The organism is Streptomyces sp. NPDC058751 (genome assembly GCF_042746485.1).
Classification (GTDB): domain Bacteria; phylum Actinomycetota; class Actinomycetes; order Streptomycetales; family Streptomycetaceae; genus Streptomyces.
The window spans coordinates 1-24,966 of sequence record NZ_JBHYPZ010000047.1 but is presented as its reverse complement, the minus strand read 5'-3'; the positions used below and the strand labels follow the sequence as shown (position 1 = coordinate 24,966).

15 protein-coding genes, 1 tRNA gene and 1 riboswitch are annotated in these 24,966 nt (G+C 73.5%); of the genes, 9 read left to right on the top strand and 7 right to left on the bottom strand.

Going from position 1 to position 24,966, the window contains the following annotated elements:
• The first annotated feature begins 17 nt into the window (after nt 1-17).
• From ACFW6B_RS33465 to ACFW6B_RS33455, 3 genes are all read left to right on the top strand, one after another.
• Nucleotides 18-91 (top strand) — tRNA-Met (locus ACFW6B_RS33465).
• A 334-nt stretch (nt 92-425) separates the two neighbouring features.
• Nucleotides 426-582, top strand: a riboswitch (cyclic di-AMP (ydaO/yuaA leader).
• A gap of 11 nt (nt 583-593) precedes the next feature.
• Nucleotides 594-1,634, top strand: coding sequence for a M23 family metallopeptidase (locus tag ACFW6B_RS33460; protein WP_386602123.1), 1,041 nt, complete (start codon nt 594-596; stop codon nt 1,632-1,634).
• 135 nt (nt 1,635-1,769) lie between these two features.
• Nucleotides 1,770-2,714 (top strand): aldo/keto reductase, encoded by a 945-nt coding sequence (locus tag ACFW6B_RS33455; RefSeq protein ID WP_386602121.1) that lies wholly within the window; start codon nt 1,770-1,772, stop codon nt 2,712-2,714.
• A gap of 58 nt (nt 2,715-2,772) precedes the next feature.
• Here ACFW6B_RS33455 and ACFW6B_RS33450 read toward each other — a convergent pair whose 3' ends face one another.
• The 4 genes from ACFW6B_RS33450 to ACFW6B_RS33435 all read right to left on the bottom strand — a co-directional run bounded on the left by ACFW6B_RS33450 (nt 2,773) and on the right by ACFW6B_RS33435 (nt 7,919).
• Entirely contained in the window at nt 2,773-4,119 is a 1,347-nt protein-coding gene (locus ACFW6B_RS33450; RefSeq protein WP_386602118.1) for a PrsW family intramembrane metalloprotease, read from the bottom strand.
• 89 nt (nt 4,120-4,208) lie between these two features.
• Nucleotides 4,209-5,045 (bottom strand): tRNA (guanosine(46)-N7)-methyltransferase TrmB, encoded by an 837-nt coding sequence (trmB, locus tag ACFW6B_RS33445; RefSeq protein ID WP_386602116.1) that lies wholly within the window; start codon nt 5,043-5,045, stop codon nt 4,209-4,211.
• Nucleotides 5,046-5,155: 110 nt separating this feature from the next.
• Nucleotides 5,156-6,361, bottom strand: a complete 1,206-nt coding sequence (lhgO, locus tag ACFW6B_RS33440; RefSeq protein WP_386602114.1) for an L-2-hydroxyglutarate oxidase — start codon at nt 6,359-6,361, stop codon at nt 5,156-5,158.
• Between the two features lie 136 nt (nt 6,362-6,497).
• Entirely contained in the window at nt 6,498-7,919 is a 1,422-nt protein-coding gene (locus ACFW6B_RS33435; RefSeq protein WP_386602112.1) for an MFS transporter, read from the bottom strand.
• A gap of 922 nt (nt 7,920-8,841) precedes the next feature.
• On the opposite strand from ACFW6B_RS33435, the gene ACFW6B_RS33430 reads away from it, so the two are divergent.
• Both ACFW6B_RS33430 and ACFW6B_RS33425 read left to right on the top strand, forming a co-directional pair.
• Nucleotides 8,842-10,935, top strand: a complete 2,094-nt coding sequence (locus ACFW6B_RS33430) for an asparagine synthase-related protein (protein WP_386602110.1) — start codon at nt 8,842-8,844, stop codon at nt 10,933-10,935.
• 412 nt (nt 10,936-11,347) lie between these two features.
• Nucleotides 11,348-14,797, top strand: coding sequence for a BTAD domain-containing putative transcriptional regulator (locus ACFW6B_RS33425; protein ID WP_386602107.1), 3,450 nt, complete (start codon nt 11,348-11,350; stop codon nt 14,795-14,797).
• 33 nt (nt 14,798-14,830) lie between these two features.
• On the opposite strand, the gene ACFW6B_RS33420 is transcribed toward ACFW6B_RS33425, so the two are convergent.
• Together ACFW6B_RS33420 and ACFW6B_RS33415 are read right to left on the bottom strand one after the other, a co-directional pair.
• The gene (locus tag ACFW6B_RS33420) at nt 14,831-16,858 is read right to left on the bottom strand and encodes a sigma-70 family RNA polymerase sigma factor (protein ID WP_386602105.1); all 2,028 of its coding nucleotides are present in this window, start codon (nt 16,856-16,858) and stop codon (nt 14,831-14,833) included.
• A 399-nt stretch (nt 16,859-17,257) separates the two neighbouring features.
• Nucleotides 17,258-18,034, bottom strand: a complete 777-nt coding sequence (locus ACFW6B_RS33415; protein WP_386602103.1) for a TetR/AcrR family transcriptional regulator — start codon at nt 18,032-18,034, stop codon at nt 17,258-17,260.
• A 374-nt stretch (nt 18,035-18,408) separates the two neighbouring features.
• Here ACFW6B_RS33415 and ACFW6B_RS33410 point away from each other — a divergent pair, with 374 nt between their 5' ends.
• The 3 genes from ACFW6B_RS33410 to ACFW6B_RS33400 all read left to right on the top strand — a co-directional run bounded on the left by ACFW6B_RS33410 (nt 18,409) and on the right by ACFW6B_RS33400 (nt 22,488).
• Nucleotides 18,409-19,773, top strand: coding sequence for an NAD(P)/FAD-dependent oxidoreductase (locus ACFW6B_RS33410; RefSeq protein WP_386602101.1), 1,365 nt, complete (start codon nt 18,409-18,411; stop codon nt 19,771-19,773).
• Nucleotides 19,774-19,903: 130 nt separating this feature from the next.
• A complete protein-coding gene (locus ACFW6B_RS33405) occupies nt 19,904-21,571 on the top strand; it encodes a SpoIIE family protein phosphatase (RefSeq protein WP_386602099.1) in 1,668 nt (555 codons plus the stop codon).
• A gap of 101 nt (nt 21,572-21,672) precedes the next feature.
• Entirely contained in the window at nt 21,673-22,488 is an 816-nt protein-coding gene (locus tag ACFW6B_RS33400) for a class I SAM-dependent methyltransferase (protein WP_386602097.1), read from the top strand.
• Nucleotides 22,489-22,577: 89 nt separating this feature from the next.
• Here the strand turns inward: ACFW6B_RS33400 and ACFW6B_RS33395 are convergent, their stop codons facing one another.
• On the bottom strand, nt 22,578-23,852 hold the full coding sequence (locus ACFW6B_RS33395) for an MFS transporter (protein WP_386602095.1): 1,275 nt from the start codon (nt 23,850-23,852) through the stop codon (nt 22,578-22,580).
• Between the two features lie 182 nt (nt 23,853-24,034).
• On the opposite strand from ACFW6B_RS33395, the gene ACFW6B_RS33390 reads away from it, so the two are divergent.
• Complete coding sequence (locus tag ACFW6B_RS33390; RefSeq protein WP_386602093.1) at nt 24,035-24,583, top strand: MarR family winged helix-turn-helix transcriptional regulator; 549 nt, start codon at nt 24,035-24,037, stop codon at nt 24,581-24,583.
• Nucleotides 24,584-24,966 lie beyond the last annotated feature (383 nt).

The following is a 24,966-nucleotide window of genomic DNA, read 5'->3' as shown; positions in this document are numbered from 1 at the left end:
TACACTGGTCTCAACGACGCGGGGTGGAGCAGCTCGGTAGCTCGCTGGGCTCATAACCCAGAGGTCGCAGGTTCAAATCCTGTCCCCGCTACTGAAGGCCAAGGGCCGGAACTCGGATTCACGAGTTCCGGCCCTTGGTGTTTTCACCCCGTCGCAGTTCAACGCGGCCCCCTCTTCACGGCCGCACCCCTGGCCCGGTCACCAACGGTGACCGACCGTTTGCCTTTGCATGACAACTGACCGGCCGTCAGGAAAATCGATGCAAGCGACATCCGGTCAACTCGCCCGTTTTTCGTCACCCATGACCCCAAAGTCCAGGCCAAGAGCCGTTAATGATCAGCCGGAACAGCTTGGAATTCGGTGCCTGGGTCTATTAACGTTCGATAACGCAGCGCGGTCGTCACAACCGTCACAAGAGACGGCTCCGTGCGCACGCGCCGAATCCCGCAAGGGAACCGGGGACCCATCTCGTGGGGTGAATCGAGCGTAATCCGCCGTGGAGACACGGTGGCAGTACGCCCGTAGGAGACCTTCCTGCTCCGAACCCGTCAGCTAACCCGGTAGGCGGCAAGGAAGGAAAGGAGTGCGCCCACGTGGCGTCCAACCGGCCCGCTCAGCCAACCCCGTTCGCGCCGAACGAAACGCACACCTTCGGCTACGGCAAGGACGAGGGTCCCTGGGAGGAGTGGAATCCCACCGCGGATTCCGTCGCTCCCGTCCGCGGCCGGCACCGCACGGGCAAGCAGCGCAGCGGCGGCGGAGGACTCGCCCGCAGCTCCACGGTTCTCGGCGTCGGCGTCATAGCCGCAGTCGGAGGCGGTGGCATCGCCAGCGCCTCTCCGGACCAGGCGCCCGTCTCCATCTCGATGCCCGACCTGTCGTCGGTCACCGAGTCCGCCAAGGCCCTGGTGACGGACGGCGGATCCAGCACTCCCCAGGGCTCCACGACTCCGCTCACCACCGCCGGTCTGACCAGCGTCGACGAGGCCCATGGCGCCACCGACGCCGGTGAGGCGCTGCGCGACCGCATCATGCAGCAGGCCCAGTCCCAGCAGAACCGGGCCGACACCGCCACCCAGAAGGCCGCCCAGACCGCCGCCGCGCAGAAGGCCGTCCAGCTCGCAGCCAAGCAGCAGGACGAGGCGGAGGCCAAGGCCGCCGCGGTCAAGGAGAAGGCGGAGGAGGCGGCCAAGGAGAAGGCCGAGGCCGAGCGCCTCGCCGAGCTCGCCAAGAGCTACGCGCTGCCGACGTCCTCGTACACCCTGACCTCGACCTTCGGCGAGGCCGGCGCCCTGTGGTCCTCCGGCTACCACACCGGGCTCGACTTCGCGGCGCCCACCGGCACGCTCCTCAAGGCGGTCCACAGCGGCACCGTCACCGAGGCGGGCTGGGCGGGAGCGTACGGCTACCGCACGGTCCTCACCCTCGACGACGGTACGGAGCTCTGGTACGCCCACCAGTCGTCCATCAGCGTCACCGTGGGCCAGAAGGTCGCCACGGGCGATGTCATCGGGCGGGTGGGCGCGACCGGCAACGTCACCGGGGCGCACCTGCACTTCGAGGTGCACCCGGGCGGCGCCGCCACCGGCATCGACCCGACGGCGTGGCTCCAGAGCAAGGGCATCAACCCCTGACCTCCGATCTCCGGCAGCCCTGACGTCAACCCCCCCCGGCGTCAGGGCTGTTGGTCGTCCGGGCGCGGACGACGGCGCGCGCGGGCCCCGGAGCCGACGGAATATGCCTGTCCGGCAAGGGCGTTGACGCCGGACATGACTTCTCTTCGCAAGCTCGGTCCGTCCGACCTCGAGGTCTTCCCGCTCTCCCTCGGGGGCAACGTCTTCGGCTGGACCGCCGACGAGACCCGGTCCTTCGCCGTGCTCGACGCCTACGCGGCCGCGGGCGGCAACTTCCTCGACACGGCCGACTCCTACTCGGCCTGGGTCGAGGGCAACGAGGGCGGCGAGTCCGAGACCGTCATCGGCAGATGGCTGAAGAGCCGCGGCAACCGCGAGGACATCGTGGTCGCCACCAAGGTCAGCCAGCACCCCGCGTACCCGGGGCTGTCCGGAGCCAACATCAAGGCCGCGGCCGACGCCTCGCTGCGCCGTCTGGGCACCGATCACATCGACCTCTACTACACGCACTTCGACAAGCCGGAGGTGCCGGTCGAAGAGATCATCGGCGCCCTCGACGAGCTGGTGAAGGCCGGCAAGGTGCGGTACATCGCCGCCTCCAACATCTCCCCGGAGCGGCTGCGGGAGTCCCTGGAGTTCTCCGACCGCGAGGGCCTCGCGCGGTACGTCGCGCTCCAGCCGCACTACAACCTGGTCTCGCGCGACACCTACGAGGGCTCCCTGCTGGAGGTCGCCTCCCGGGCCGGTCTGGCGGCCGTCCCCTACTACGCGCTCGCCGCCGGTTTCCTCACCGGCAAGTACCGCCCCGGCACGACGGTCGACTCGCCCCGGGCGGGCGGCGCGGCCAGGCACCTCGCCACCGAACGCGGGCCGCGGGTCCTCGCCGCCCTCGACGAGGTCGCGGGCGCCCACGGCGTCGCCGTCCCGACGGTCGCCCTCGCCTGGCTGGCCGCACGGCCGACCGTCGCCGCGCCGATCGCCTCCGCCCGCACGGTGGAGCAACTTCCGGCCCTGCTGGGGGTCGCCGACCTGGTGCTGACGGACGACGAACTGACACTCCTGTCGCGGGCGTCGGCGTGACACCCGGGCCGCCGGCGCGCGGCACCGTCGCCGCCCGTCGGGAACCACGGGACGGCTTTCAGGCGCGGTAAGGGTCGTACGCGGGACGGGGGGCCGGCGCGGAGGCCTGCGCCGGCCGGCCGTACGGTCGCGCCGGCGGGACGACGTACCCGTACCCGGGAGCCGGCCAGGGCGGCGGCGTGGGCAGCGGTGCCGTGGCGCGGGCCGCGTGGGCGAGGGCCGGACGGGCGATCTCCCGGCGGCGCCACAGCTCCTCCAGCAACTCGCGCTCCCGCACCACGAAGTCGGTGCCCGCACGGCCCCGGCGCCCCCGGTGACGCAGGAACGCCAGCGAGGTGGCGTACGCCTCGTACTCCGCCACCGAGCGCGCCGCGCCCTTGCCGAGGTGGTGGCCGGCGTACTCCCGCGCGAGCCGCCGCGCCCGCATCGAGCCGAGGGCCCACGGCTCGGCCGCGCCCAGCCAGCCGGCGGCCGTGTACACGGGCAGCTCGGCGCGGACCGTCCGCAGCTCGCGCTGTCTGGTCCAGACGACGAGCCAGGTCAGCAGCCCGAACGCGGGCACCATGAACGCCGCGTACACCCCGAAGAACCCGAACCGGCCGAAGCGCGGCGAGCCGTTCCAGAGCGCGTGCATGCCCATCGCGAGCAGCAGTCCGGTGAGGGGGAGCAGCACCCGGCGCACACGCCGGCGTTCGGCGGACAGCGCCGCGACGCCGAAACCGATGCCGGTCAGCACGGTGAACAGCGGATGCGCGAAGGGCGACATCACCACACGGACGAAGAAGGTCGCCGCGGTGACGGAGGCGAGCCCGCTCTCCCCGCTGAGCCGGTCGGTGCCGAAGGCGTTGCCGAGGTAGAGGATGTTCTCGGTGAAGGCGAAGCCGGTGGCGGTGACCCCGGCGATGACGACACCGTCGACGATGCCGGTGAAGTCCCGTCTGCGGAAGAGGAAGACGAGCAGGACGGCCGCCGCCTTCGCCGACTCCTCGACGACGGGCGCTATGACGGTCGCGCCGAGCGTGTCCGCGCCGGACGGATCCGCGGTCGTCGTCGCTATCCAGCGGGTCGCGAAACTGTTGGCGACGATCGCTATGAGCGCGGCCGCGCAGGCGCCCCAGGCGAAGGAGAAGAGCAGGTTGCGCCAGGGGCCCGGCTCGACCCGGTCCAGCCACCGGAAGGCGGCCACGAGCAGCGGCACGGGGAACACGGCCAGTACGAGGCCGACCAGGAAGCCCTCGGTCCCCGTCTGTTCGCGGACCAGGGCGAGGATCACCAGACCCGACACCGAGAGCAGGGCGATCAGGGCTCCGTACCGCACCCAACTGCGCTGCCACCAGTGCGGATGTCTCGGCGCGGGCCCCGCGGGGGTGCCGGTCCGGTTCGGGTACGGCGGATGGATGGCCACGGCATCGACCCTAACGAGGGAGGGCGCGGCCCGCGACGGCGACCACGGTCCCCGGGATGTCCCGGCGGACGCGGGCGGACGGGTGCGGGTCAGTCGCCCGGCGTGTGCTGGTCTCGTTGCTGTACGCGCCGGAAGAGGAGGTCGTTCACCACATGACCCTTGTCCAGTCCCTGGCCCTCGAAACGGGTCAGCGGCCGGAACTCGGGACGCGGCGCGAAACCGCCGTCCGGTGCGGTGTTCTCGAAGGCGGGGTGCGCGCTCAGTACGTCGAGCATCTGTTCGGCGTACGGCTCCCAGTCGGTCGCGCAGTGCACGAGCGCGCCCGGCGCGAGGCGGGTCGCGGCGAGATCCAGGAACTCCGGCTGGATCAGCCGGCGCTTGTGGTGCCGCTTCTTGGGCCAGGGGTCGGGGAAGAAGACGCGCAGGCCGCTCAGCGAGGCGGACGGGATCATCTCGCGGAGCAGGATGATCGCGTCGCCGTTGGCGACGCGGACGTTGGTCAGGCCGTTGCGCTCGGCGAGGTTGAGCAGGTTGCCCTGCCCCGGTGTGTGCACGTCCACGGCGAGGATGCCGGTCCCCTGGTCCTCGGCCGCCATCTGCGCGGTGGCCTCGCCCATGCCGAAGCCGATCTCCAGCACGACGGGGACGTCCGCCCCGAACAGCTCCGCGAGGTCGAGCGTGCGCCGTCCGTCGATGTCCAGACCCCACTTGGGCCACAGCCGCTGCAGCGCGTCGGCCTGTCCGGTCGTCACCCGGCTCCGGCGCGGCTGGAAACTCCGGATCCGCCGCTCGAAGTGCGAGCCGGCGGGATCCGCCTGCGGACCGTCGGGGAAGCGGGGCTCGCCCTGGGCACGGTGGTGACGCGGCGAGCCGTCCTCGGCGGAGGCGGGCCGGGTCTCTTCGGTGGAGTCGAGGAAATCAGACACAGTGGGGTCGATTTTACGGGCGCGGTGCCACGAGGCCGGCCCGTCCCGCCGCCGGGCGGCACCGCCCGGCGGACGGCCCGCCCGGGCCCGGGCGGGCGGAGGGCGGTCGCTCAGGCCGCCGCCAGGGACGCCAGGGCCCGGCGGGCGACCTCGCGGCCGATCGGCAGGGAGGCGGTGGCCGCCGGGGACGGCGCGTTCAGCACGTGCACGGTCCTCGGGCCCTCCTTGATCAGGAAGTCGTCGACCAGGGTGCCGTCCCGCAGGACCGCCTGGGCGCGGACCCCGGCGGCGGCGGGGACCAGGTCGTCCGCCGTCACCGCGGGCAGCAGCCGCCGCACGGCCTCCGTGAACGCCGCCTTCGACACCGACCGGCGCAGCTCCCCGGCCCCGTAGCGCCAGTGCCGCCGCGCTATCCGCCACGAACCCGGCCAGGACAGGGTCCCGCCCAGTTCGCGGGGCCGGACGACTCCCCAGCCGTATCCCTCGCGGGCGAGCGCGGGCACCGCGTTGGGGCCGATGTGGACCCCGCCGTCGATGCCCCGGGTGAGATGGACGCCGAGGAAGGGGAACGCGGGGTCCGGAACCGGGTACACCAGGCCCCGCACCAGCTCCGGCCGCGCCAGCGTGTAGTACTCGCCACGGAAGGGGACGATCCGCATCCCCGGGTCGTCGCCGGTGAGCCGGGCCGTCTCGTCGCAGTGCAGCCCCGAGCAGTTCACGAGCACCCGGCCCCGGACGACCGCCCCGTCCGCCGTGCGCACGGCGACACCGAGGTGGGGGCGGCGGTCGGCGCGCACGACCCGCGCCCCGTACCGGATCTCCGCCCCGGACGCCTCCGCGAGCCGGCGGGCCACCGCCCCGTAGTCGCAGATGCCCGTGGTGCCGACGTGGATGGCGGCGAGGCCGCGGACCTCCGGCTCGTACTCCGTGAGCTGGGCCGGGCCCAGTTCCTTGACCGGGATGCCGTTCTCCCGGCCGCGCTGCACCAGACCGTGCAGCCGGGGGAGCTCCGACTTCTCCGTCGCGACGATCAGCTTGCCGGTCACGGCGTGCGCGATGTCGTACTCCGCGCAGAACTTGACCATCTCGGCGGCGCCCCGGACCGCGTACCGCGCCTTCAGGGAGCCGGGGCGGTAGTAGATCCCGCTGTGGATCACCCCGCTGTTGCGCCCGGTCTGGTGCCGGGCGGGTCCCGGTTCCTTCTCCAGCACCGTCACCCGGGTGCCCGGTGCCGCCCGGGTGATGGCGTACGCCGTCGACAGACCGACGATCCCCCCGCCGATCACCAGCACGTCGCAGTCGTAGGCGCTCCGCATCCGCACCACCTCCCGGCCTCGATAGTGCACTGTGCCACTGACAACGCCCTCAAACCCAAGGGCCGTGCCCCGCGTCTCCTTCGCGCCGCGGGGACCGTGGTGCCCTGTCCGTGCCCGGGCCGCCGGGCGCGTCGCCCTACGCCGGAGCCATCAGCAGCGGACGGGCCCGCTCCCGCAGCTCCGCCACGCGGGGTTCGTCTCCGTAGGGCTCCAGCCTGTGCAGCAGGTCCTTCACGTACTCGGTGGTACGCGCGGAGGAGATGCGCCCCGCGACCTCCACCGCCCGCACGCCCTGCTCGCACGCCGCGTCCAGGTTGCCGGACTCCAGCTCGGCGACCGCGGACACCACCAGGCGCAGCCCGTGCGAACGCACGAACTCCTCCGTCGGCTTCGACAGCGCCTGCTCGGTGAAGCGGCGCACCTGGCGCGGTGCCTTCAGGTCGCGGTAGCACTCGGCGGCGTCGGCCGCGAAGCGGTCGTACCCGTAGAAGCCGAGCCAGGACGGGTCGTTGTCGCCGTCCCGGGCGCGCTCCAGCCAGCCTTCGGCCGCCTTCAGCGCCGCCCCGGCCGCCTGCGCGTCGCCCGCGCGCGCGTGGGCCCGTGCCTCGACGAGCCGGAAGAAGCTCATGGTGCGGGCCGTCGCGAGACCGCGGTTGCGTTCCAGGGCGGCCTGGGCGAGGTCGACGCCCTCGTCGCCGAAGCCCCGGTAGGTCGCCTGGAGGGACATGGAGGCCAGGACGTAGCCCCCCAAGGGCACGTCGGCGGCCGCGCGGGCCAGCCGCAGCGCCTGGATGTAGTACCGCTGCGCGGCCTCCTGCTGGCCCGTGTCGAAGGCCATCCAGCCCGCGAGCCGGGTCAGCTCCGCCGACGCGCCGAACAGCGCCCTGCCGACCTCGTCGGAGTAGGAGCCGAGCAGCAGGGGCGCCGCCTCGACCCGCAGACACTCGGGCACCATGGACGAACGCCAGTCACCGCCCCCGTACTTGGAGTCCCAGCGCCTGGCGTCCTCGGCTGCCTCGCGGAGTTTCAGCACATCGCTGTGGCCGACCTTCAGCGGCGCTCCGGAGCCCTCGCCCGGACTCACCTCGCGCGCCACCGAACTGTCGGCCGGGGTTATCAGCCAGCGTGAGGCGGGGGTCGCGTAGGCGCTCACGGCGAAGGAGCCGGCCAGGGACTGCCAGATGCCGCCGCCCGTTCTGCGCCCGGCGAGGTCGAGGCGGTACAGGTCCGTCGCGGACCGGACCGCCTGTCCGACGTCACGGGGGAAGGCGAGGCCCACTTCCGGCGCGGGGTCCGCGTCCGCCAGGCCGATCTCGTGGAGCGGCACGGGGCGGCCGAGCTTCTGGCCGATCGCGGCCGCGATGAGGTGCGGCGCGGCGCCCTGCGGCACCATGCCCTTCGACACCCAGCGCGCCACCGACGTCTTGTCGTAGCGAAGAGTCAACCCGCGTTGGGCGCCAAGGTCGTTGACGCGACGCGCGAGTCCTGCGTTGCTGATTCCCGCGAGGGCGAGAACGGCGCCGAGCTTTTCGTTCGGCCCGCGTTGCTCCCTGGACATGCGCCACCCCTCGACACAGACGGCTGCCGCGCTGGCATAACCACGCGGCATTCGTAAACCCAGCGTAGTTCGCCCGATCCCCAGCGTTAAGGGGCGTACGTCCGGTTGGCGGGATTGTGGTCCGTACGACTGTACGGACTGTCGCGGCGTGCTCCTGTTGTGTGGCCGTGCGCCCGCCCGTGCGCTCTTCTCCGGCCAGGGCGGGGAGCGCTTCCATGGAACGTGCGTGGGTCGGCCCGCTGTACTGGATCCAGTGGGCTGGGGGACACCGCCGCCTACATCCCCGCGGGCGGCGGACCGGTCCGGGGGGCGAACTCCGCCTCCCGGACTGTGCGTTGCCGAAGCGGTGCGCAGGGCCTGTACGGAGCGTGTCCGTGCCCGTCCGCCCTTCGCCGAATTGGCCGAAAAACGACGGCGCCTCCTGAGGTCAATCAGGGCTCCCACCACGTGAGTTGAGGGCGCGAAGGGCGTCCTGGGGGAGCGTACCGGGGGCGCATTCGCGTCGACCTGCCGGGGGGCGGGTGGTGCGGGAGGGGTGCCTCGCGAGGGTGCGGGGCTGTTCGGGGCCGTGCGGCCCGGTGGGGGCGGGTGCGCGCCGGGTCGACCGGTGGGCGGAGGGTGCCCCGTGGGCCGGGGCCGTCCGGTGGGCCGGGGCCGTCCGGTGGTGGCCCGGTAACTGTCCGGTGGCTGTCCGGAACAGATTTTCCTCCGGTGCGGGGCGGCGGCCGTCGTTTCCCCAACAGGTGCTGTATGAAGGGTATTTGCCGGTAGCGCGCCCCAGCGTGGCGGCGCGGACGTCCGCATGGGGGCGCACTCCGGGGAGCGCAAGCCGCCGCAGGGACCCTCCCGCACGCCTCCTTCGTGGCAGCATGGTGCCGAGTTCGTACGGTGCACTGGTTGTCCACAGCCTGTGGAGGCGGCGATGCGATGGTTGGTGGGGTGGAGCAGCACCGTCGCCAGAGCGTCCGCGATCGGCTCGGCGGGCGCCACGGGCGACGACGGCGAGACCGTCCACCCCGTCGGCTCCCAACTCCTGTGGGGCGACCCGGATCCGCTGTGGGCCGTCGGTGACTGGCGCCCCGACGAGGTGCGCGTGGTGAAGGCCGACGCCGAGAACCGCATCGCCGTCCTCGGCACCTGCGGGGCCTCCGACGACGAACTGCGGGTCGGACTGTTCGCCGCGCGCGGCGGAGCACTGCGCCACCTCACCAACTGGTCCGGCAGCTACACCGTGGTCGTCCGGGTCGGCCGCCGCGTGACCGTCTGCGGCGACCTCGCCGGCGCCCGGCCCGTGTTCCACACCCCCTGGGCCGGCGGCACCGCCTACGCCACCGCCGCGCTCCCGCTCGCCGACCTCGTCGAGGCCAACCTCGACTTCGGGCACCTGGCCGCGATGCTCGCCGCCCCCGACGTACCGGCCGCGGTGCACGACTCCACCCCGTACGAGGGCGTGCGCCGCATTCCGCCGGGGCACACGCTCATCCTGCGGGCCGGAGCGCGCGAGATCGCCGGGTACGAACCCGTCGCCTCCCTCGCCGTCGCCGCGCCGTCCACCGATCCCGCGGTCGCCGTGGACGCCGTGCGGGACGCCCTCGTCGAGGCCGTCCGCGCCCGCCTCTCCGCCCCCCGCCACGTGCCCGGCACCGACGTGGACCCCGGGCCCGTGCCCGGCATGGGACCCGCCGAGCGGCGCGCGGCGCGCGGGACACCGGTACCGGGCATCGGCGCCGACCTCTCCGGAGGGCCCGCCTCGGGAACCCTCGCGCTGCTCGCCGCCGGCCTCCCCGGGGCGCCCGGCACCGTCCTCGGACACGGCACCGGTGCGGGGGAACGGCTCCTCGCGGTCACCTTCAACGACCTCGCCGTGCGGGGGCGCGAGGCCGAGGTGGAACGGGCCGGGACGCTCGCCGCGAACCCCCGGCTGCACCACGTGGTCGTCGCCGGGGGCGAGGAGACGCTCCCGTACGCCGACCTGGAGGGACCCCTCACCGACGAGCCGGGGCCCTCCCTCGTGACCGCGGCACGCCACCGCGCGCGCCTCGCCTCCGGCAGCGCGGACCACTTCACCGGCTACGGCGCGCGGCAGGTGCTGGACGCCCATCCCGCCCGGCTCGCCGATCTGCTCATGGACCGCAAACGACGCCATCTGGTGCGTCCCGTAGCCGCGTTGACGAAGGCCGACGGCTCGGTGATGGTCCCCGCGCGCGTGTACGGCGCCGCGCGCAAACTCGCCCGGACGCCGTACCGCACCGGGGTCGACGTCCTCGCCGAACAGTTGCTGCACCGGCGGTTCGAGGACCCCGGAGGCGCGGTGGGCGCGTCGCTCGCCGCGCTCAGCTGGGCGAGACCCGGGCCGGCGGCGCGCTGGCTGACCGGGGAGGCGCTGGCTGAAGTATCGGTTCGTCTCCAAGGGAGCGTCGGACGGGTGAACGTCGGGCCCGGACAGCGGCCGGGGGACTTCCGCGCCCGGGCCGCGCTGGCCCGCCACGCGGCCGACGTCCGCGTCCTGGAGCAGGCCGCCGAGATCCGCTTCCAACGGCTGCACACGCCGTTCCTCGACAACCAGGTCGTCCGGGCCTGCCGTGAACTGCCGGAGGCGCTGCGGGTGCAGCCCGGGGCGCGGGCGGCGATCCTGCGCACGGTGCTGGAGGGGGCCGGGGTGGCCGATCTGCCCTCCGGGTGGGGGGCTCCGTCGCACGCGTCCTCCACCGCCGCGGCCCGGACGGGGGTGCGGGTGGCGGCGGACTCCCTGGTCTCCCTGTTCGACACCCCGCTGCTCGCGCAGGCGGGGCTCGTCGAGGCACGGGTCGTCCGCAAGGCGCTGCGCTCGGCCGCAGAGGGGGCGCCGCTGCCGATCGACGGGCTGGCCGATCTCGTCTCGCTCGAACTGTGGCTGCGGCGGTTGCTGGCGCGGCGCGGGACGTGCTGGACGGGGACACCGGCGCGGCAGCGGGCCGTTCCCGCGGGGATCGTGCCGCAGGGGAGGGCGCTGGGCGCGGGGGCGCGGCGGGCCTGAGCCCGGGCGCTCGCGCTGGCGTTCTCCGGGTCCGGTCCGGTGGGTGGGTCGGGGCCGTGCCGGTGCATCAGCCCGTCGCCGTTGGACGAGGCGTGGGCGTCGGTGGCGACGGGCATCGATGTACCGGCACGGCCCCTCCCGCGCGCGGCCGACTGCGGGTGAATCGTGGCGGCCGTTCCGGTTCCTCGCGCCGGATCCCGGCTGCGGGTGCTGTTCCAGCCCCGGCCGGCGAAAGTTTCAGCCCCTCCGGCGTTTGAGGAGCGGGGGTCCGGGGGCGGAGCCCCCGGGCACGGGAAGGGTAGAGGCGGAGGGGGCGAAAGACGGTTGTGGTGGGGTGCGGGGACGGGGGCTGCGGCCGGCTCGGCCGGGGTAACCCGGTGCCCCCGGGTGGGCGGGCGGTGAGAATAGGGGCGTGCGGTACAGGATTCTGGGGGTTGCCCAGGCGGAGGACGACCGGGGGGCCCAGGTCACGTTGGGCGGCCCCCGGGTACGCATGCTGCTCACGGCCCTGGCCCAGCACCCCGCCCGAACCGTCTCCCCGGACACCCTCATCGACGAGGTGTGGGCGGACGACCCACCCCAGGACGCCCCCGGCGCGCTGCAGGCACTGATAGGCCGCCTCCGCCGGGCCATCGGCAAGGACGCGGTCACGTCCGAGGCCGGCGGCTACCGGCTCGACGCCACCCGCGACGACGTGGACCTGTTCGTCTTCGAGCGGCTCGTCACGGAGGGCAGGACCGCGCTGGACACGGGCGACGCCCGTACCGCCGCCGCCCGTCTGACCGAAGCCCTCGCCCTGTGGCGCGGCCCCGCCCTCGCGGACCTCCCCGACCGGACCGCCGCGACCCGCCCGGACGCCCTGCGCCTGGAGGCGACCCGCAGCCGCGTCGAGGCGGACCTGCGGCTCGGCCGCGCCGCCGACGTCGTACCGGAGCTGAGGGAACTGACGACGGCCCACCCGTACGACGAGGCCCTGCACGCCCTGCTCATCCGCGCCCTGCGCGAGACCGGCCGGGGCGCCGACGCGCTGGCCGCGTACGAGGACGTGCGCCGGGCGCTGACGGACGGCCTCGGCGCGGACCCCGGGCCGGAACTCCGGGACCTGCACGCCGCGCTGCTGGATCCCCGGGACACGCGCGGGCCGGGGGAACCCGCGTCCGCACGCGACGGCGCCGCACCGGCCGCCGCCCCCCGTCCGGGGGACCCCTCCCGTGCCCGGCGGACCGGGAACATCCGCCCCCGGCTGAACTCGTTCGTCGGGCGGGAACGCGAGGTCGCGGCCATCCGTTCGGATGTGCGGAGGGCACGACTGGTCACGCTGACCGGACCGGGCGGTTCGGGGAAGACCCGCCTCGCCGAGGAAGCCGCCGCCGGGCTCGCGCAGGCGTGGCTGGCCGAACTCGCCCCGCTCGACCGGCCCGAGGCGGTCCCGGGCGCGGTGGTCAGCGCCCTCGGCCTGCGCGAGACCGCGCTGATCACCAACGAGATGACGGGCGTGCAGGACGACCCGGTCACCCTGCTCGTCGAGTACTGCGCCCCGCGCAGCCAACTCCTGATCCTCGACAACTGCGAGCACGTGATCGACGCGGCGGCCGAACTCGCCGAGACCCTGCTGACCCGCTGCCCGGGGCTCACGATCCTCGCCACCAGCCGCGAACCCCTGGGCGTACCGGGCGAGTTGGTGCGCCCGGTCGAGCCGCTCCCGCCCGATTCCGCGCGCCGCCTCTTCATGGAGCGGGCCTTCGTGGTGCGCCCCGACGCCGCCACCGCGCCCCACGACTCCGCCGCCGTGGACGAGATCTGCCGACGGCTCGACGGCCTGCCCCTGGCCATCGAGCTGGCCGCGGCCCGGCTGCGGATGCTCACCCCGCGCCAGATAGCCGACCGGCTCGACGACCGCTTCCGGCTGCTGACCTCGGGCAGCCGCACCGTGCTGCCCCGCCAGCAGACCCTGCGCGCCGTCGTCGACTGGTCCTGGGACCTGCTCGACGAACAGGAACGGACCGTGCTGCGCGAGGCGTCCGTGTTCGCGGGCGGCTGGGACCTGGCCGCCGCGGAGGCCGTGTGCACCGGCCCCGCCGCCGACCTCATCGGCGCGCTCGTCGACAAGTCCCTCCTCGTCGCCACCCCGCACGGCACGGGCGGCGACAGCGGCCCGTACGGACGCGACGGCCTTCGGGACGCCTGGGACGACGGCCGCGAGGGCGCCGACGGCGGAGACCCGGGCGGCGGGATGCGCTACCGCATGCTGGAGACCATCCACGAGTACGCCACCGAGCGCGCCGCCGAGGTCCCCGGGCTGCGCGCCGCCGCCGAGCGGCGCCACCGCGCCTGGGTGCGAGCCCTGACCGAGGAGGCCGAGCCCCGGCTGCGCTCGGCCGGCCAACTCCCCTGGATCCGGCGCCTGGAGAACGAGCACGACAACATCCGGGCGGCCCTCCGGCGCGCGCTCGCCGCCCACGACGAGGAGGAAGCCGGTGCTCTCGTCCTCGACATGGGCTGGTTCTGGTGGCTGCGCAACTTCCGCCACGAAGCCATCGAATGGACGGGACTCGTCCTGAGGCTGGGCGCGTGGCTCTCCGCGCCGGCCGGCGACCGCCCGGCGGAGGCCGTCCGTGCCGGGTCCGCCGCCGGTGACGGCCCCCTCCCCGGCTTCGAGGGCGTCGATCCGGTGGGCGCCCTCCTCGACCGTCCCGAGCGGTACGAGCGGCACCCGCTGTACGCCATGCGGATGAGGGTGCACATGTTCCACCTGTTCATGAAGGTGGACGTCGTCCCCATGGACGAGTGGGGCGACAAGCGGTCGCGGGAGTACGTGGAGCGGGTGCGGGGCGCCTTCGAGCGGGGCGGTCCGGACGCGGCGCGCCTGCCGGGGATCGTCTGGCCGATGGCCGCGCACTTCCTGGGTGATCCGGACGACGTGGGGCCCGCGATGGACGCGGCGGTCGCCAACTGCCGCGAGTTCGGCGGCGAGTGGGAGATCGGCGTCGCCCTGATGTTCCGTACGCACATGATCGTCGACGCCCCGGGCGGCATGCCGGGAGTGGACGAGGACCTGGCGGAACTGCGCGGGCTCAGCCGACGGGTCGGGGACCGCTGGATGCGCGCCCAGGTGTGCAGCGCGGCCGGTGAGGCGGGCATGGCGCGCGGCCGGTACGACGAGGCGAAGGGCGAGTACGACGAGGCGCTGCGGCTCGCCCACGAGGTGGGGGCCTACCTGGAGGTGCCGTTCCTCGTGGCGCGGCTGGCCGAGATCGCCTACCGCGCGGGCGAGCGTTCCGCGGCCCTGGAGAAGCTGGACGAGGCGAGCGCCGCCGCCGATCTGTACGGGGTGACGGATTCCCTGGCGTTCGTCCATCTGCTGCGCGCCCAGGTGGTCCTGGACGACGGGGACGTCGCCCTCGCGCGCGAGCTGTACGAGAAGTCGCGCGAGGAGAGCCGCCGCGGCACCCCGCCGCCCCAGTTCACGATCGGGCTGAACGGCGTCGACGCCATGGTCACGGCCGCCGAGTCCGGTCCGGTCGCGGGGTTGCGGAAGCTGCGTTCCACGCTGCGCCGTGCGCTGGACGCGCGGTGCGCGGACGGGGTGGCGTCGGCCGTCGTCGAGGGCGCCGCGCGTCTCTTCGGAGAGCTGGGCGCCCACGCGGTGGCGGTGCGGCTGGTGGCCGCGGGCACCAGCTGGCGCGGCGGGGATCCGCGTCCCGCCCGTGAGAGCGCCGACGTGCGGAGCACCCGGGCCGCGGCTCTCGCGGCGCTCGGCCCGCAGCGTTACGAGTCCGAGCGCGCCCTGGGTGCCGGCTACACCCAGGAAGAGGCCCTCGGTGATCTGGCCGAGGCGCTCGAGGGGTACCCGGCGGGGTGACCGCTCGCCGCACGCACCCCGGGGAGCGGGTGCTCACCGGCACAGGAACTTCGACTCCGCCCAGTCGCCCAGCGCCGTCGAGTCGAACGGGCTGTGGGGTTCGACGACGAGCCGGACCGTCCGGCGGCCGGTGAGGTCCACATGGACGGGCACCGCCGGGTCGCCGCCCGCGACCAGCGGTGACCGCCACAGCCGCGATCCGTCCGCGTAGACGGCGAAGCGCACCGCGCCCAGGCCGAGCATCAGATCGTCCACACCGACCAGGGCGTCGTACGAGCCGCAGTCGCGGTTGAGGTCGACGGTGACCGAGGACCGGCCGTGGACGGTCACCCCGTACGCGTACCGGGTGTCGGCGATCCTCGTCCTGTGGCGCTGCCACACCCAGCTGCTCTCCCCGATCCGCATCTCCGGCCCGGTGTGGTCGCCGATGACGTCGTAGTCCAGGTCGCTCCACCGGTAGACGGAGGGGGCGGGCGGGGGAGTCGTCGGAGTGGGCTCCGGGACGGGTTCCGGAGGGGGCGGCTTCGGCAGCGGGGTGGGAGCCGGGACCGGGGTGGGGGACGGACTCGGGGCCGCTTTCGCCGCCGGCCTCGGGGCGGGTTCCGGTTCGGCCGGGGCGGCGGGGGCCGGCCCGTGCACCACCGCGGGGGGCTTCGGCGCGGACGGCTTCCCGGGCGTCGGCGGCGACGGCACCGGCGCTTCCACGGCGGGCGAGGCGGGCGGTGCCGCCTCGGGCCGCCCGGCGGGGCTGCCGTTGCCGACCAGGGACAGCGCCACCGCCGCCGCGGCCGCCGCGACGACACCCGCCGCGATACCGGCCTTGACCGGCGCGCCGAGTCCCTCGGAGACCACGGCACCGCCTCCGGCGCCCGCCCCTCCGGAGGCGCCGCCCGCCGTGCCCGCGGCTCCGGCCGCGCCCGCTCCGGCGCCCCCGGCGACGAGCGCGACGGCCTTCGCGTACCCGGCGGCACCGAACCAGCCGATGACCGCGACCGGAACGACCGCCGGGATCCCGCCGGCCACTTCCTTGATCTGGCCCGCGGCCAGCCGGCACCTGGCGCACTCCTCCAGGTGCTTGCGCAGGCCCCGTTCGGCGCGGGTGCGCAGACCGCCGCGGGCGTAGGCGCCGAGCCGGTCGGCGTGGCGCGCGCACTCCTCGTCCATGGTGGGCGTGGTGCTCACGTGGGCCTGGAGATAGGCCTGCCTGAGCCCCTCGCGGGCGCGGCTGGCCAGTACGCGGGTGCCGTTCGCGTCGAGGCCGAAGAGCGTGGCGACCTCGCTCGGGGACTCGTCCTCGACCTCGGTGTGCCACAGCACGGCCTGCCAGCGCTCCGGCAGCGAACGGAAGGCCCTCATGGCCATGGACCGTTCGGCCTCGTGCATCGCGCGCACGTCCGCGCCGAGGTCGAGTGTGCCGTCGCCGGAGACCTCGGACCCGCGGGCGGCCTGCGCGGCGAACACCGCGAAGTCCTCGACGAGTTGTTCCCGTCTGGCCGACTTCGTCCAGTTCGCGGCGACCCGGCGGACGGTGGTGAGGAGATACGCGCGCACGGCGTGCTCGGGGCCGCCGCCGCCGCGTACGGCCTGGAGCATGCGGGCGAACACCTCGGCCGTGAGGTCGTCGGCGGTGTGCGCGTCACGGCAGCAGGTGCGGGCGTAGCGGCGGACGGCCTCGGCGTGTCGGCGGTACAACTCCTCGTACGCCGAGTCGTCGCCCGCGCGCATCCGCCCGATCAGACCGGCGTCGGCGGGCGGCGGGGCCACCGGGAGATCCGGCTCCCGCGGGGGCGGCAGGACGCCGCTCTCGCGCACGTCCCACCGGTCGCGCTGCGAGGGCACGCCGGGGTCGGCCGCTCCGGCGGCCGGTCCGCCATGGGCCCGGCCACCGCCCTCGCCGCCCGGGACGTCACCGTCGCGGTCTCCGCCGCGCGGGTTCTCGTACGGGGTTCCGCGGTGCGGGCCGCCCTGGCCCGGTACCTGCCGTGACGGTGAGCCGCCGGTTTCCGTGCCGCCGTCGGCGCCACCGTCACCGGGTGACTCGTCCCGCCCGTCAACGCTCATCGCGGAATGCCCCCGCCTGCACACTCGGACCCGAATACCGGGCCAGCGTGCCACAGCCTCCGCGGACAGAACGTGCTCGTACGGACCAACCACTCGTCCGAGGGGATCTGTCGCTCTGGAGTACTGACCATCACCCGTACGGGGAATGGTCAACAGCCGTCGCCCGCACGGAAGCGGCCGTCCCGCGCCGGAGTTCCGCCGGGAAACACGATGCTCCCGGGGGCGAGTGAGACCACTCGCCCCCGGGAGCATCGGAGTGCTCACGAGCGACCGGGCACCGGCGTCACCCGCCGGCGCCGACCCCCGCGCACTCGGGCGTCCTCGTGCCCCCGAGTGTCCGCGCGCTTCGGTACCGGCGCGGCCGGAACCCGTCCGCGCCGCGGGAACCCCCGGCCGGGCTCACGCGGGACGCGAGCGCAGGCCCTCCAGCAGGATGTCGAGCAACCGGGCCGAGGCCGCCGCCTGCTGGGCCGCGTCCGGCAGCGAGGGCGCCGCCGTCGCGATGACCAGCAGGACGTCCGCCACGGTGACGTCGGCGCGCAGTTCGCCCGCCGCACGCGCCCGGTCGACCAGCCGTCCGACCACCTCGAGCAGCGCCGCCGCACCGGCGTCGTCCACCGCGGCGATCACCTGCTCGTCCTCGGGAGCGGGCCGCTGCTCGACGAGCCTCAGCTCCGGCGCGGTCTGGGACCGCTGCTGAGGCACCCGCGCCCCATCCTGCTCGTCGTCCTCGGCCACGCCGACCCGCAGCACCTGCGGCGGCAGCAGCCGTCCGGCGCCCGAGGCCACCGACGTCCGCAGGAAGCGCGAGAGCGCCGACCACGGCTCGTCCTCCTGGCCGAGCGCGGCACGGGCCTGGTCGGTCAGCCGGGAGGTCTCCTCCTCGGCTATCCGGCGGACCAGCACGTCCTTGCTCGGGAAGCGCCGGTACACCGTGCCGACACCGACCCTCGCCCGCCGGGCGACGTCCTCCATCGGCGCGCCGTACCCCAGCTCGCCGAAGACCTCGCGCGCCGCCCGCAGTACGTGTTCCAGATTGCGCTGTGCGTCCACACGCAGCGGCGTCGTGCGCGGCCCGTCCACCGGACCGCGGCCGTTGCCGCTCGTCGCCGCGCCGATCGCACCACCCGGTGCGATCGCTGACGCGGAAGACCAATGAGAGTCCTGAATGTGCATAAGCGTTCCCCCGGTAATGACGTCTCCCCCCGGAGACTCTCCCCGCCATCGACAGACCGGAGTGTGCGGAACAGGCCGGTGCGCGAGCCCGCCGTACGGACCCGCCGAGCGCATCCCCCTACACCCCGTCGACACACGAACATAGTTGAGAGGGGGTCAATTCAGAAGGGGCAGGTTCCGCACGGAGCGCCCCTCGATCGGAGTACGAACCCTTTACATCCCGATTGCGCCCCGTCCGAATACCCCCCTCACCCACCTCGACCTGCGGGTTTTCCCTAGACTCCGGCAAATCGGCCAACTCCGCACGTTGTCGGCGACCGGTCACACAAATTGCCGGGGCTGTGGACAAACTCCGGAGCGGGGTGCGTCATGGGATGGTGAAGGAACGTGCGCGCATTCTCATCGTCGGCGGCGGCTACGTCGGGATGTACACCGCCCTGCGCCTCCAGCGGCAGCTCAAGCCCGAACTGAGGCGGGGCGAGGTCGAGATCACGGTCGTGTCGCCCGACCCGTACATGACCTACCAGCCGTTCCTTCCCGAAGCCGCCGCGGGCTCCATCTCGCCGCGTCACGTGGTCGTCCCGCTGCGCCGGGTCCTCGGCCGGTGCCGGATCGTCATCGGTGAGGTCCGCTCGGTCGACCACGCCAAGCGCACCGCCACGCTCACCACGCTCGCCACCGAGGAGGAGGGCGCGGGCGCCGAGCAGATCACGTACGACGAACTCGTGCTCGCCCCCGGCTCGGTCTCGCGAGCCCTGCCGATCCCCGGACTCGCCGACCACGCCATCGGCTTCAAGACGGTCGAAGAGGCCATCGGCCTGCGCAACCACGTCATCGAGCAGATGGACATCGCCTCCTCCACCCGCGACCCCGCGATCCGTGACGCGGCCCTGACCTTCGTCTTCGTGGGAGGCGGTTACGCCGGCGTCGAGGCGCTCGGCGAGCTGGAGGACATGGCCCGCTACACGGCGCGGTACTACCCCAACATCAGGCCCGAGGACATGAAGTGGATCCTCGTCGAGGCCTCGGACCGCATCCTGCCCGAGGTCGGCGAGGAGATGGGCAGGTACACCGTCAGCCAGCTCCGCCGGCGCAACGTCGAGGTCCGTCTGGAGACCCGCCTCACCAACTGCGTGGACCGGGTCGCCGTCCTCAGTGACGGCACGCGCTTCCCCACGCGCACCGTCGTGTGGACCGCCGGCGTGAAACCGCACCCCCTCCTCGCCGCGACCGGCCTTCCCCTGGACGAGCGGGGCCGGCTCAGGTGCACCGCCCAGCTCGCCGTCGACGGCGTCACCCACGCGTGGGCGGCCGGGGACGCCGCCGCCGTCCCCGACGTGACCGCGGAGCCCGGCCGGGAGACGGCGCCCAACGCCCAGCACGCCGTGCGCCAGGCCAAGGTCCTCGGCGACAACCTGGCGCACACCCTGCGCGGCGAACCCCTGGAGACGTACTCCCACGCCTACGTCGGTTCCGTCGCCTCCCTCGGACTGCACAAGGGAGTCGCACACGTCTACGGGCGCAAGCTGAGGGGCTATCCTGCCTGGTTCATGCACCGCGTCTACCACCTCAGCAGGGTGCCGACCTTCAACCGCAAGGCCCGTGTGCTCGCCGAATGGACCCTGGCAGGTCTCTTCAAGCGGGAGATCGTGTCCCTCGGTTCACTCGAACACCCCCGTGCGGAGTTCGAACTGGCGGCCGGGGGAAAGCCTCCGACCGACCCGAAGGGGTCGTCCTGACCGGACAGCGGAACTCCACCGGCAGGGACGGCGTCTGACGGAAGCAGACCCGGTCGGTCAGACTGCCAGACAGGTCCACGACTTTGGGCGGGTGAACCGCTCGCCCTTCTAACACGAGGCTTTCCCCACTGTGAACTTCACGCGCTGGAGCGCCCGGCTCCCCGGAACGCAGCGCCGCGCCGCAGCGCGGACCGAGCACACGGCCTCGCACACGGCCGCCCCGGACCGGCGCGGGGAAGGCTCCGTGCCGACGGCCCGCGCCGAGCGGACGACCGACGACCTCCCTCCCGGGCTCGCCGTCGACGAACTCCCGGTGCGCGCGGTCCTCGACCGCGTCCCCGCCCTCGTCGCCCTCGTGCACGGTCCCGAGCACCGCCTCTCGTACGTCAACGACGCCTACACGGCGGCCTTCGGCACCCGCCCCGCAGGCGCACCCGCCCGCGAGGCCCTGCCGGAACTGGACGAACTGGGCCTCCTGCCGCTCCTCGACCAGGTCCTGCGCAGCGCCAAACCCCGCACGGTCAAGTCCCGCAAGGTCTCGACCGGCCGCTCCTACACGTTCACCTGCACCCCCGTCGACACCTCCGCGGAGGGCGACGGCCGCGGCGTCCTCGTCTTCGCCACCGACGTCACCGACCACGCCGAGGCCGCCGAGCGGCTGCGCGCCAGCGAACGCCGTCAGCGCGAGACCGCCGTCACCCTGCAGCGCTCCCTGCTCCCGCAGGAACTGGAGGAACCCGACGACCTGCGCATCGCCGCCACCTACCTGCCCGGCGGCACGGAGGCCGCGGTCGGCGGGGACTGGTACGACGTCATCACCCTCGGCGGCGGCCGCACCGCGCTCGTCATCGGCGACGTCATGGGCCGCGGGGTCCGCGCCGCCGCCGTCATGGGCCAGCTCCGCACGGCCGTGCGCGCGTACGCCCGTCTCGACCTGCCGCCGCACGAGGTCCTGCAGCTCCTCGACGGCGTCGCCACCGAGATCGACGCCAACCAGATCGCCACCTGCGTGTACGCCGTCCACGACCCGAACGAGGGCCGGCTGGTGTACGCCTCCGCCGGCCACCTGCCCATCCTGGTCCGAGACGAGAACGGCACCGTCCACCGCGCCGACGAACCGACCGGACCCCCGCTCGGCACCGGAGGCTGGCTGCACGCCTCCGGCTCGGTGCCGCTGGGCCCCGGCTCCACCGCCGTCCTGTACACGGACGGCCTGGTCGAGCGCCGAGACGAGGACCTCGACGAGGGCATCGCCTCCCTGGAACGCGCCCTGGCCGGAGCCACCGGCAGCCCCCAGGTGATCTGCGACCGCCTGGTCCGCGCGGCCGGCGTCACCGCCGACCACGACGACGACGTCGCCGTCCTGGTCCTCCAGCACCCCTCCCGCACGGGCTCCGACGGAGAGCTCTTCCGCAACGCCGCCCTGGAACTGCTCGGCGGCATGGAAGCGGCCCCGCGCGCGCGTGCCTTCGCCTCCGGCGTGCTGGCGAGCTGGCGCTTCCCCGGCGACCTGCACGACCTCGGCGTCCTGGCCGCCAGCGAACTCGTCGCCAACTCGCTCCAGCACGGCACCCCGCCGATGCGGCTGCGGCTGCGCCGCACCGACCGCCGCCTGATCATCGAGGTCACCGACGGCGACGATCACCTTCCGCGCCGCCGCCGCGCGGAACCCGGCGACGAGACGGGCCGCGGCATCGCGATCGTGGCGACGATCGCCTCCGCCTGGGGCGCCCGCCGCACACCGGGAGGCGGCAAGGCGGTGTGGTGCGAATTCGCCCTCCCGCGCGCGGGCGGCTGAATCCGGAACACGTGCTCCCGGGTGGCCCACGGGCCCACCCGGGCCCCGGACATCCCGCGCGTCCCCTGGCCGAGGGGACCGCCCGGTGCTAAGAGCTCCCCATGGCAGACGAACCGGGCTTTCAGCTCAAAGGAAACGGTCCCGAACGCTACGAGCGGTACGCGGCGCCGTTCATGACGCCTTTCGTGGAAGAGGTCCTGGACGCGGTCGACCTGTACCCCGGCGCCAAGGTGCTCGACCTGGCCTGCGGCACCGGCTTCGCGGCCCGCGCGGCGGCGGCCCGCGTCGGCCCCGCCGGCCGGGTCTCGGGGGCGGACGTCAACGCCGGCATGATCGCCCTGGCGGCGGAGCTCGCGCCCCGCATGTACCCGGACATCGAGTTCACCGTCGCCCCCGCCGAACGGCTCCCCCACGACGACGCGGCCTTCGACGCGGTCGTGTGCCAGCAGGGCGTCCAGTTCTTCCCCGACCTGGACGCGGCCCTCGCCGAGGTGGCCCGCGTCATGCGCCCCGGCGGCCGCTTCGCCGCCACCGCGTGGGCCGCCAGAGAACTCATCCCGTACTTCGTCGCCCAGTACGAGGCGGTCGAGGAGTACGGAGGCAAGGAACTCGCGGCGGACTACGAGGGCGCGTTCTCCGGCACCCCCGAACGGCTCTCCGCCGCCCTGCGCGACGCGGGCCTCCACGACGTCACCGTCCGCCAGGTCACCTTCGGCATCCCGTTCCCACCCCTCGACGCGTACGCCCCCGGACAGCTCTCGTCCACGTCCTGGGGACAGGCGATCGCGGACACGGCGGGCGAGGACGCGCTCCTGCGCGCCGGACGGTCCGTCCACACCCGCCTCGCCGGCCGCACCGCCCCCGACGGAACCGCCACCCTCCCCTTCACCGCCAACCTGCTGACCGGCATCCGCTGACACCCGCGCCACGCACACGGAACGGCCGCCACCACGTCACTCCGTGATGGCGGCCGTCGTGGTCCGCGTCCGTCCCGTGGGCCCGGCGGTCAGGCACCCGCGGGCACCGGCTCGGCCGGAGCCCCGCCCTGCGCGACCACCCGGCTCCTCACGAGCGAGGGCTGGTCCTGTACGGGGGTGAGCCGCCGCCCGAGCCGCAGGGCCAGGACGGTGATGCCGAGCGAGAAGAGCAGGAACGTCACGACGTACGGACCGTGCAGCGAGGCCCCCATCGGGCCGCCCACCGCCGGACCGATCGCCAGCGCGAGCTGCTTCACCAGGGCGAAGGCGGAGTTGTACTGACCCGCCATGCCCGACGGAGCCAGATCGGCCACCAGCGGGGCGACCGTCGGCGACAACATCGCCTCACCGAGTCCGAAGAGCGCGTACGTCGAGACGAAGGCCGCCGTGGCCATGGTCTGGCTGCCGTGCCCGAGACCCGCGTACCCGGCCGCCAGCCAGGCGACGGCCCAGATGAGCCCGACCGAGGCGATCACCCGGGACCGCTTGCGGCGCTCGACGAACTTCAGCACCGCGAACTGCGCGACCACGATCATCGCCGTGTTCGCCGCCATCGCCGTACCGAGCGCGGACGTGGAGATCCCGGCCGCCTCGACACCGTACGCGGAGAGCCCCGACTCGAACTGTCCGTAACAGGCGAAGAACAGCACGAAGCCCAGCACGGAGAGCTGCACCATGGCCCGGTTGCCGAGCAGCTGCTTCCAGCTGCCGCCCTTGGCACGAGGCGCGTCCCCGCCGATCCGCGGCGTGTGCGGCATCCGCACGGTCGCCATGATCACGACCAGCACCAGGAACATCGCCGCCTCGATCGCGAACAGCAGCGTGAACGAGCCCGCCCGGTCCGGGTCGACGATGTGGCCGCCGATGAGGCCACCGACACCGAGGCCCAGGTTCTGCAGGAAGAACTGCGTCGCGAAGGCGCGCGACCGGGTGTCCGCCGAGGAGCAGTCCACGATCATCGTCGCCAGGGACGGCTGCATGACCGCCTGCCCGGCACCGAGAGCGGCCGCCGCCAGTACGACGGTCGTCGCGCTGCTCGCCAGCCCGAGGCTCAGCGCGCCCACTGCGGCGGTGACCAGGGCGGCGAGCAGAACCGGCAGCGGACCGCGCCGGACGATCGCCCGTCCGGCGAACGGCAGCACGACGAGAGCGGCCACGGCGAAGACGGCGAGCACGGTTCCCGCCGTCATGGAGCCGAGTCCCCGCACCTGCGCCACGTAGACGTAGAGGAAGGGGACGGTAAAGCCGAGCCCGAACGCGCTGAGCGCGTTGCCCACGTGGATCCGGCGCATCGCTGCGCCCATCGCCCTGGTCACTTTCACCTGCCTTGGTCGTGAAGCCGTCCCGCCCGCCTGCGGGGCCCCTGTCCGAGACAAGGTTCCCCACTCATGGATGCAAGCCTGAAGACTTCAAATCTAAAGTTCGAAGTTGAACTCTACACATTGAAGGACTTCGACACCAAGTGGCGCCGTGCGATACTCGGGCCATGGGCGACACCCCCGGCGTCAGTGAGCCGACACTCGAAGAGCAGATCGCCGCCTACCAGCGCGAGTTCCAGGACCTCGACCCCCAGGTCGAGAAGATCGTCTCGGCGCTGTCCCGCCTCAACCGGCGGATGAACGTCGCCTACGGCCGCCAGACCGCCGCACTCGGCATCAGCAACGCCGAGTGGGAGGTCCTGAAGGCCCTGGTCCTCGCCGGCGCCCCGTACCGCCTCGGCCCGAGCGAGCTCGCCAAGCGCCTCGGCCTCACTCCGGCGGCCATGACCCACCGCATCGACCGCATGGTCGGGGAGGGGCTGGTCACCCGGGAGCGCGACGAGTCGAACCGCGTCCGCGTCATCGTCGAGCTGACGGGCGAAGGCCGGGAGAAGTGGCTGGAGGCCATGCGTCTCGCCACGGTCTTCGAGGAGGACCTGCTCCAGGACCTCTCTCCCGAGGACCGGAGCGTCCTGGGCGAGGTCCTGACCCGCCTGCTGCGACGGGTGGAAGCCGCCCAGCCGGACGCGGGCGGCCGGCTCAGCGACCTGGATTAAAGATCTTGACAGGGGGTGGTTGACAGTGCCCTGGAAGCTGAGTAAAGTTCTTCGAGTTGTCGGGGAGCCAGCAGGCTTCCGAGACGACGCCTCCGCCGCTGATGCGGCACTCAAATCTCCAGCACGATCTCCCAGTCGGGGTGAATTCGGCGTGTCCGAATTCAATTCGATTGGGGTTCGGCAGCCCGATTAGGAACTGCCGGGAAGATCCGCTAAAGTTTGAGACGTCGGAACGGCCCAACAGCCGCAAAGACAAAACCCGCTGACTGGGAATCAGGCCCGAAAGGATCTGATAGAGTCGGAAACGCAAGACCGAAGGGAAGCGCCCGGAGGAAAGCCCGAGAGGGTGAGTACAAAGGAAGCGTCCGTTCCTTGAGAACTCA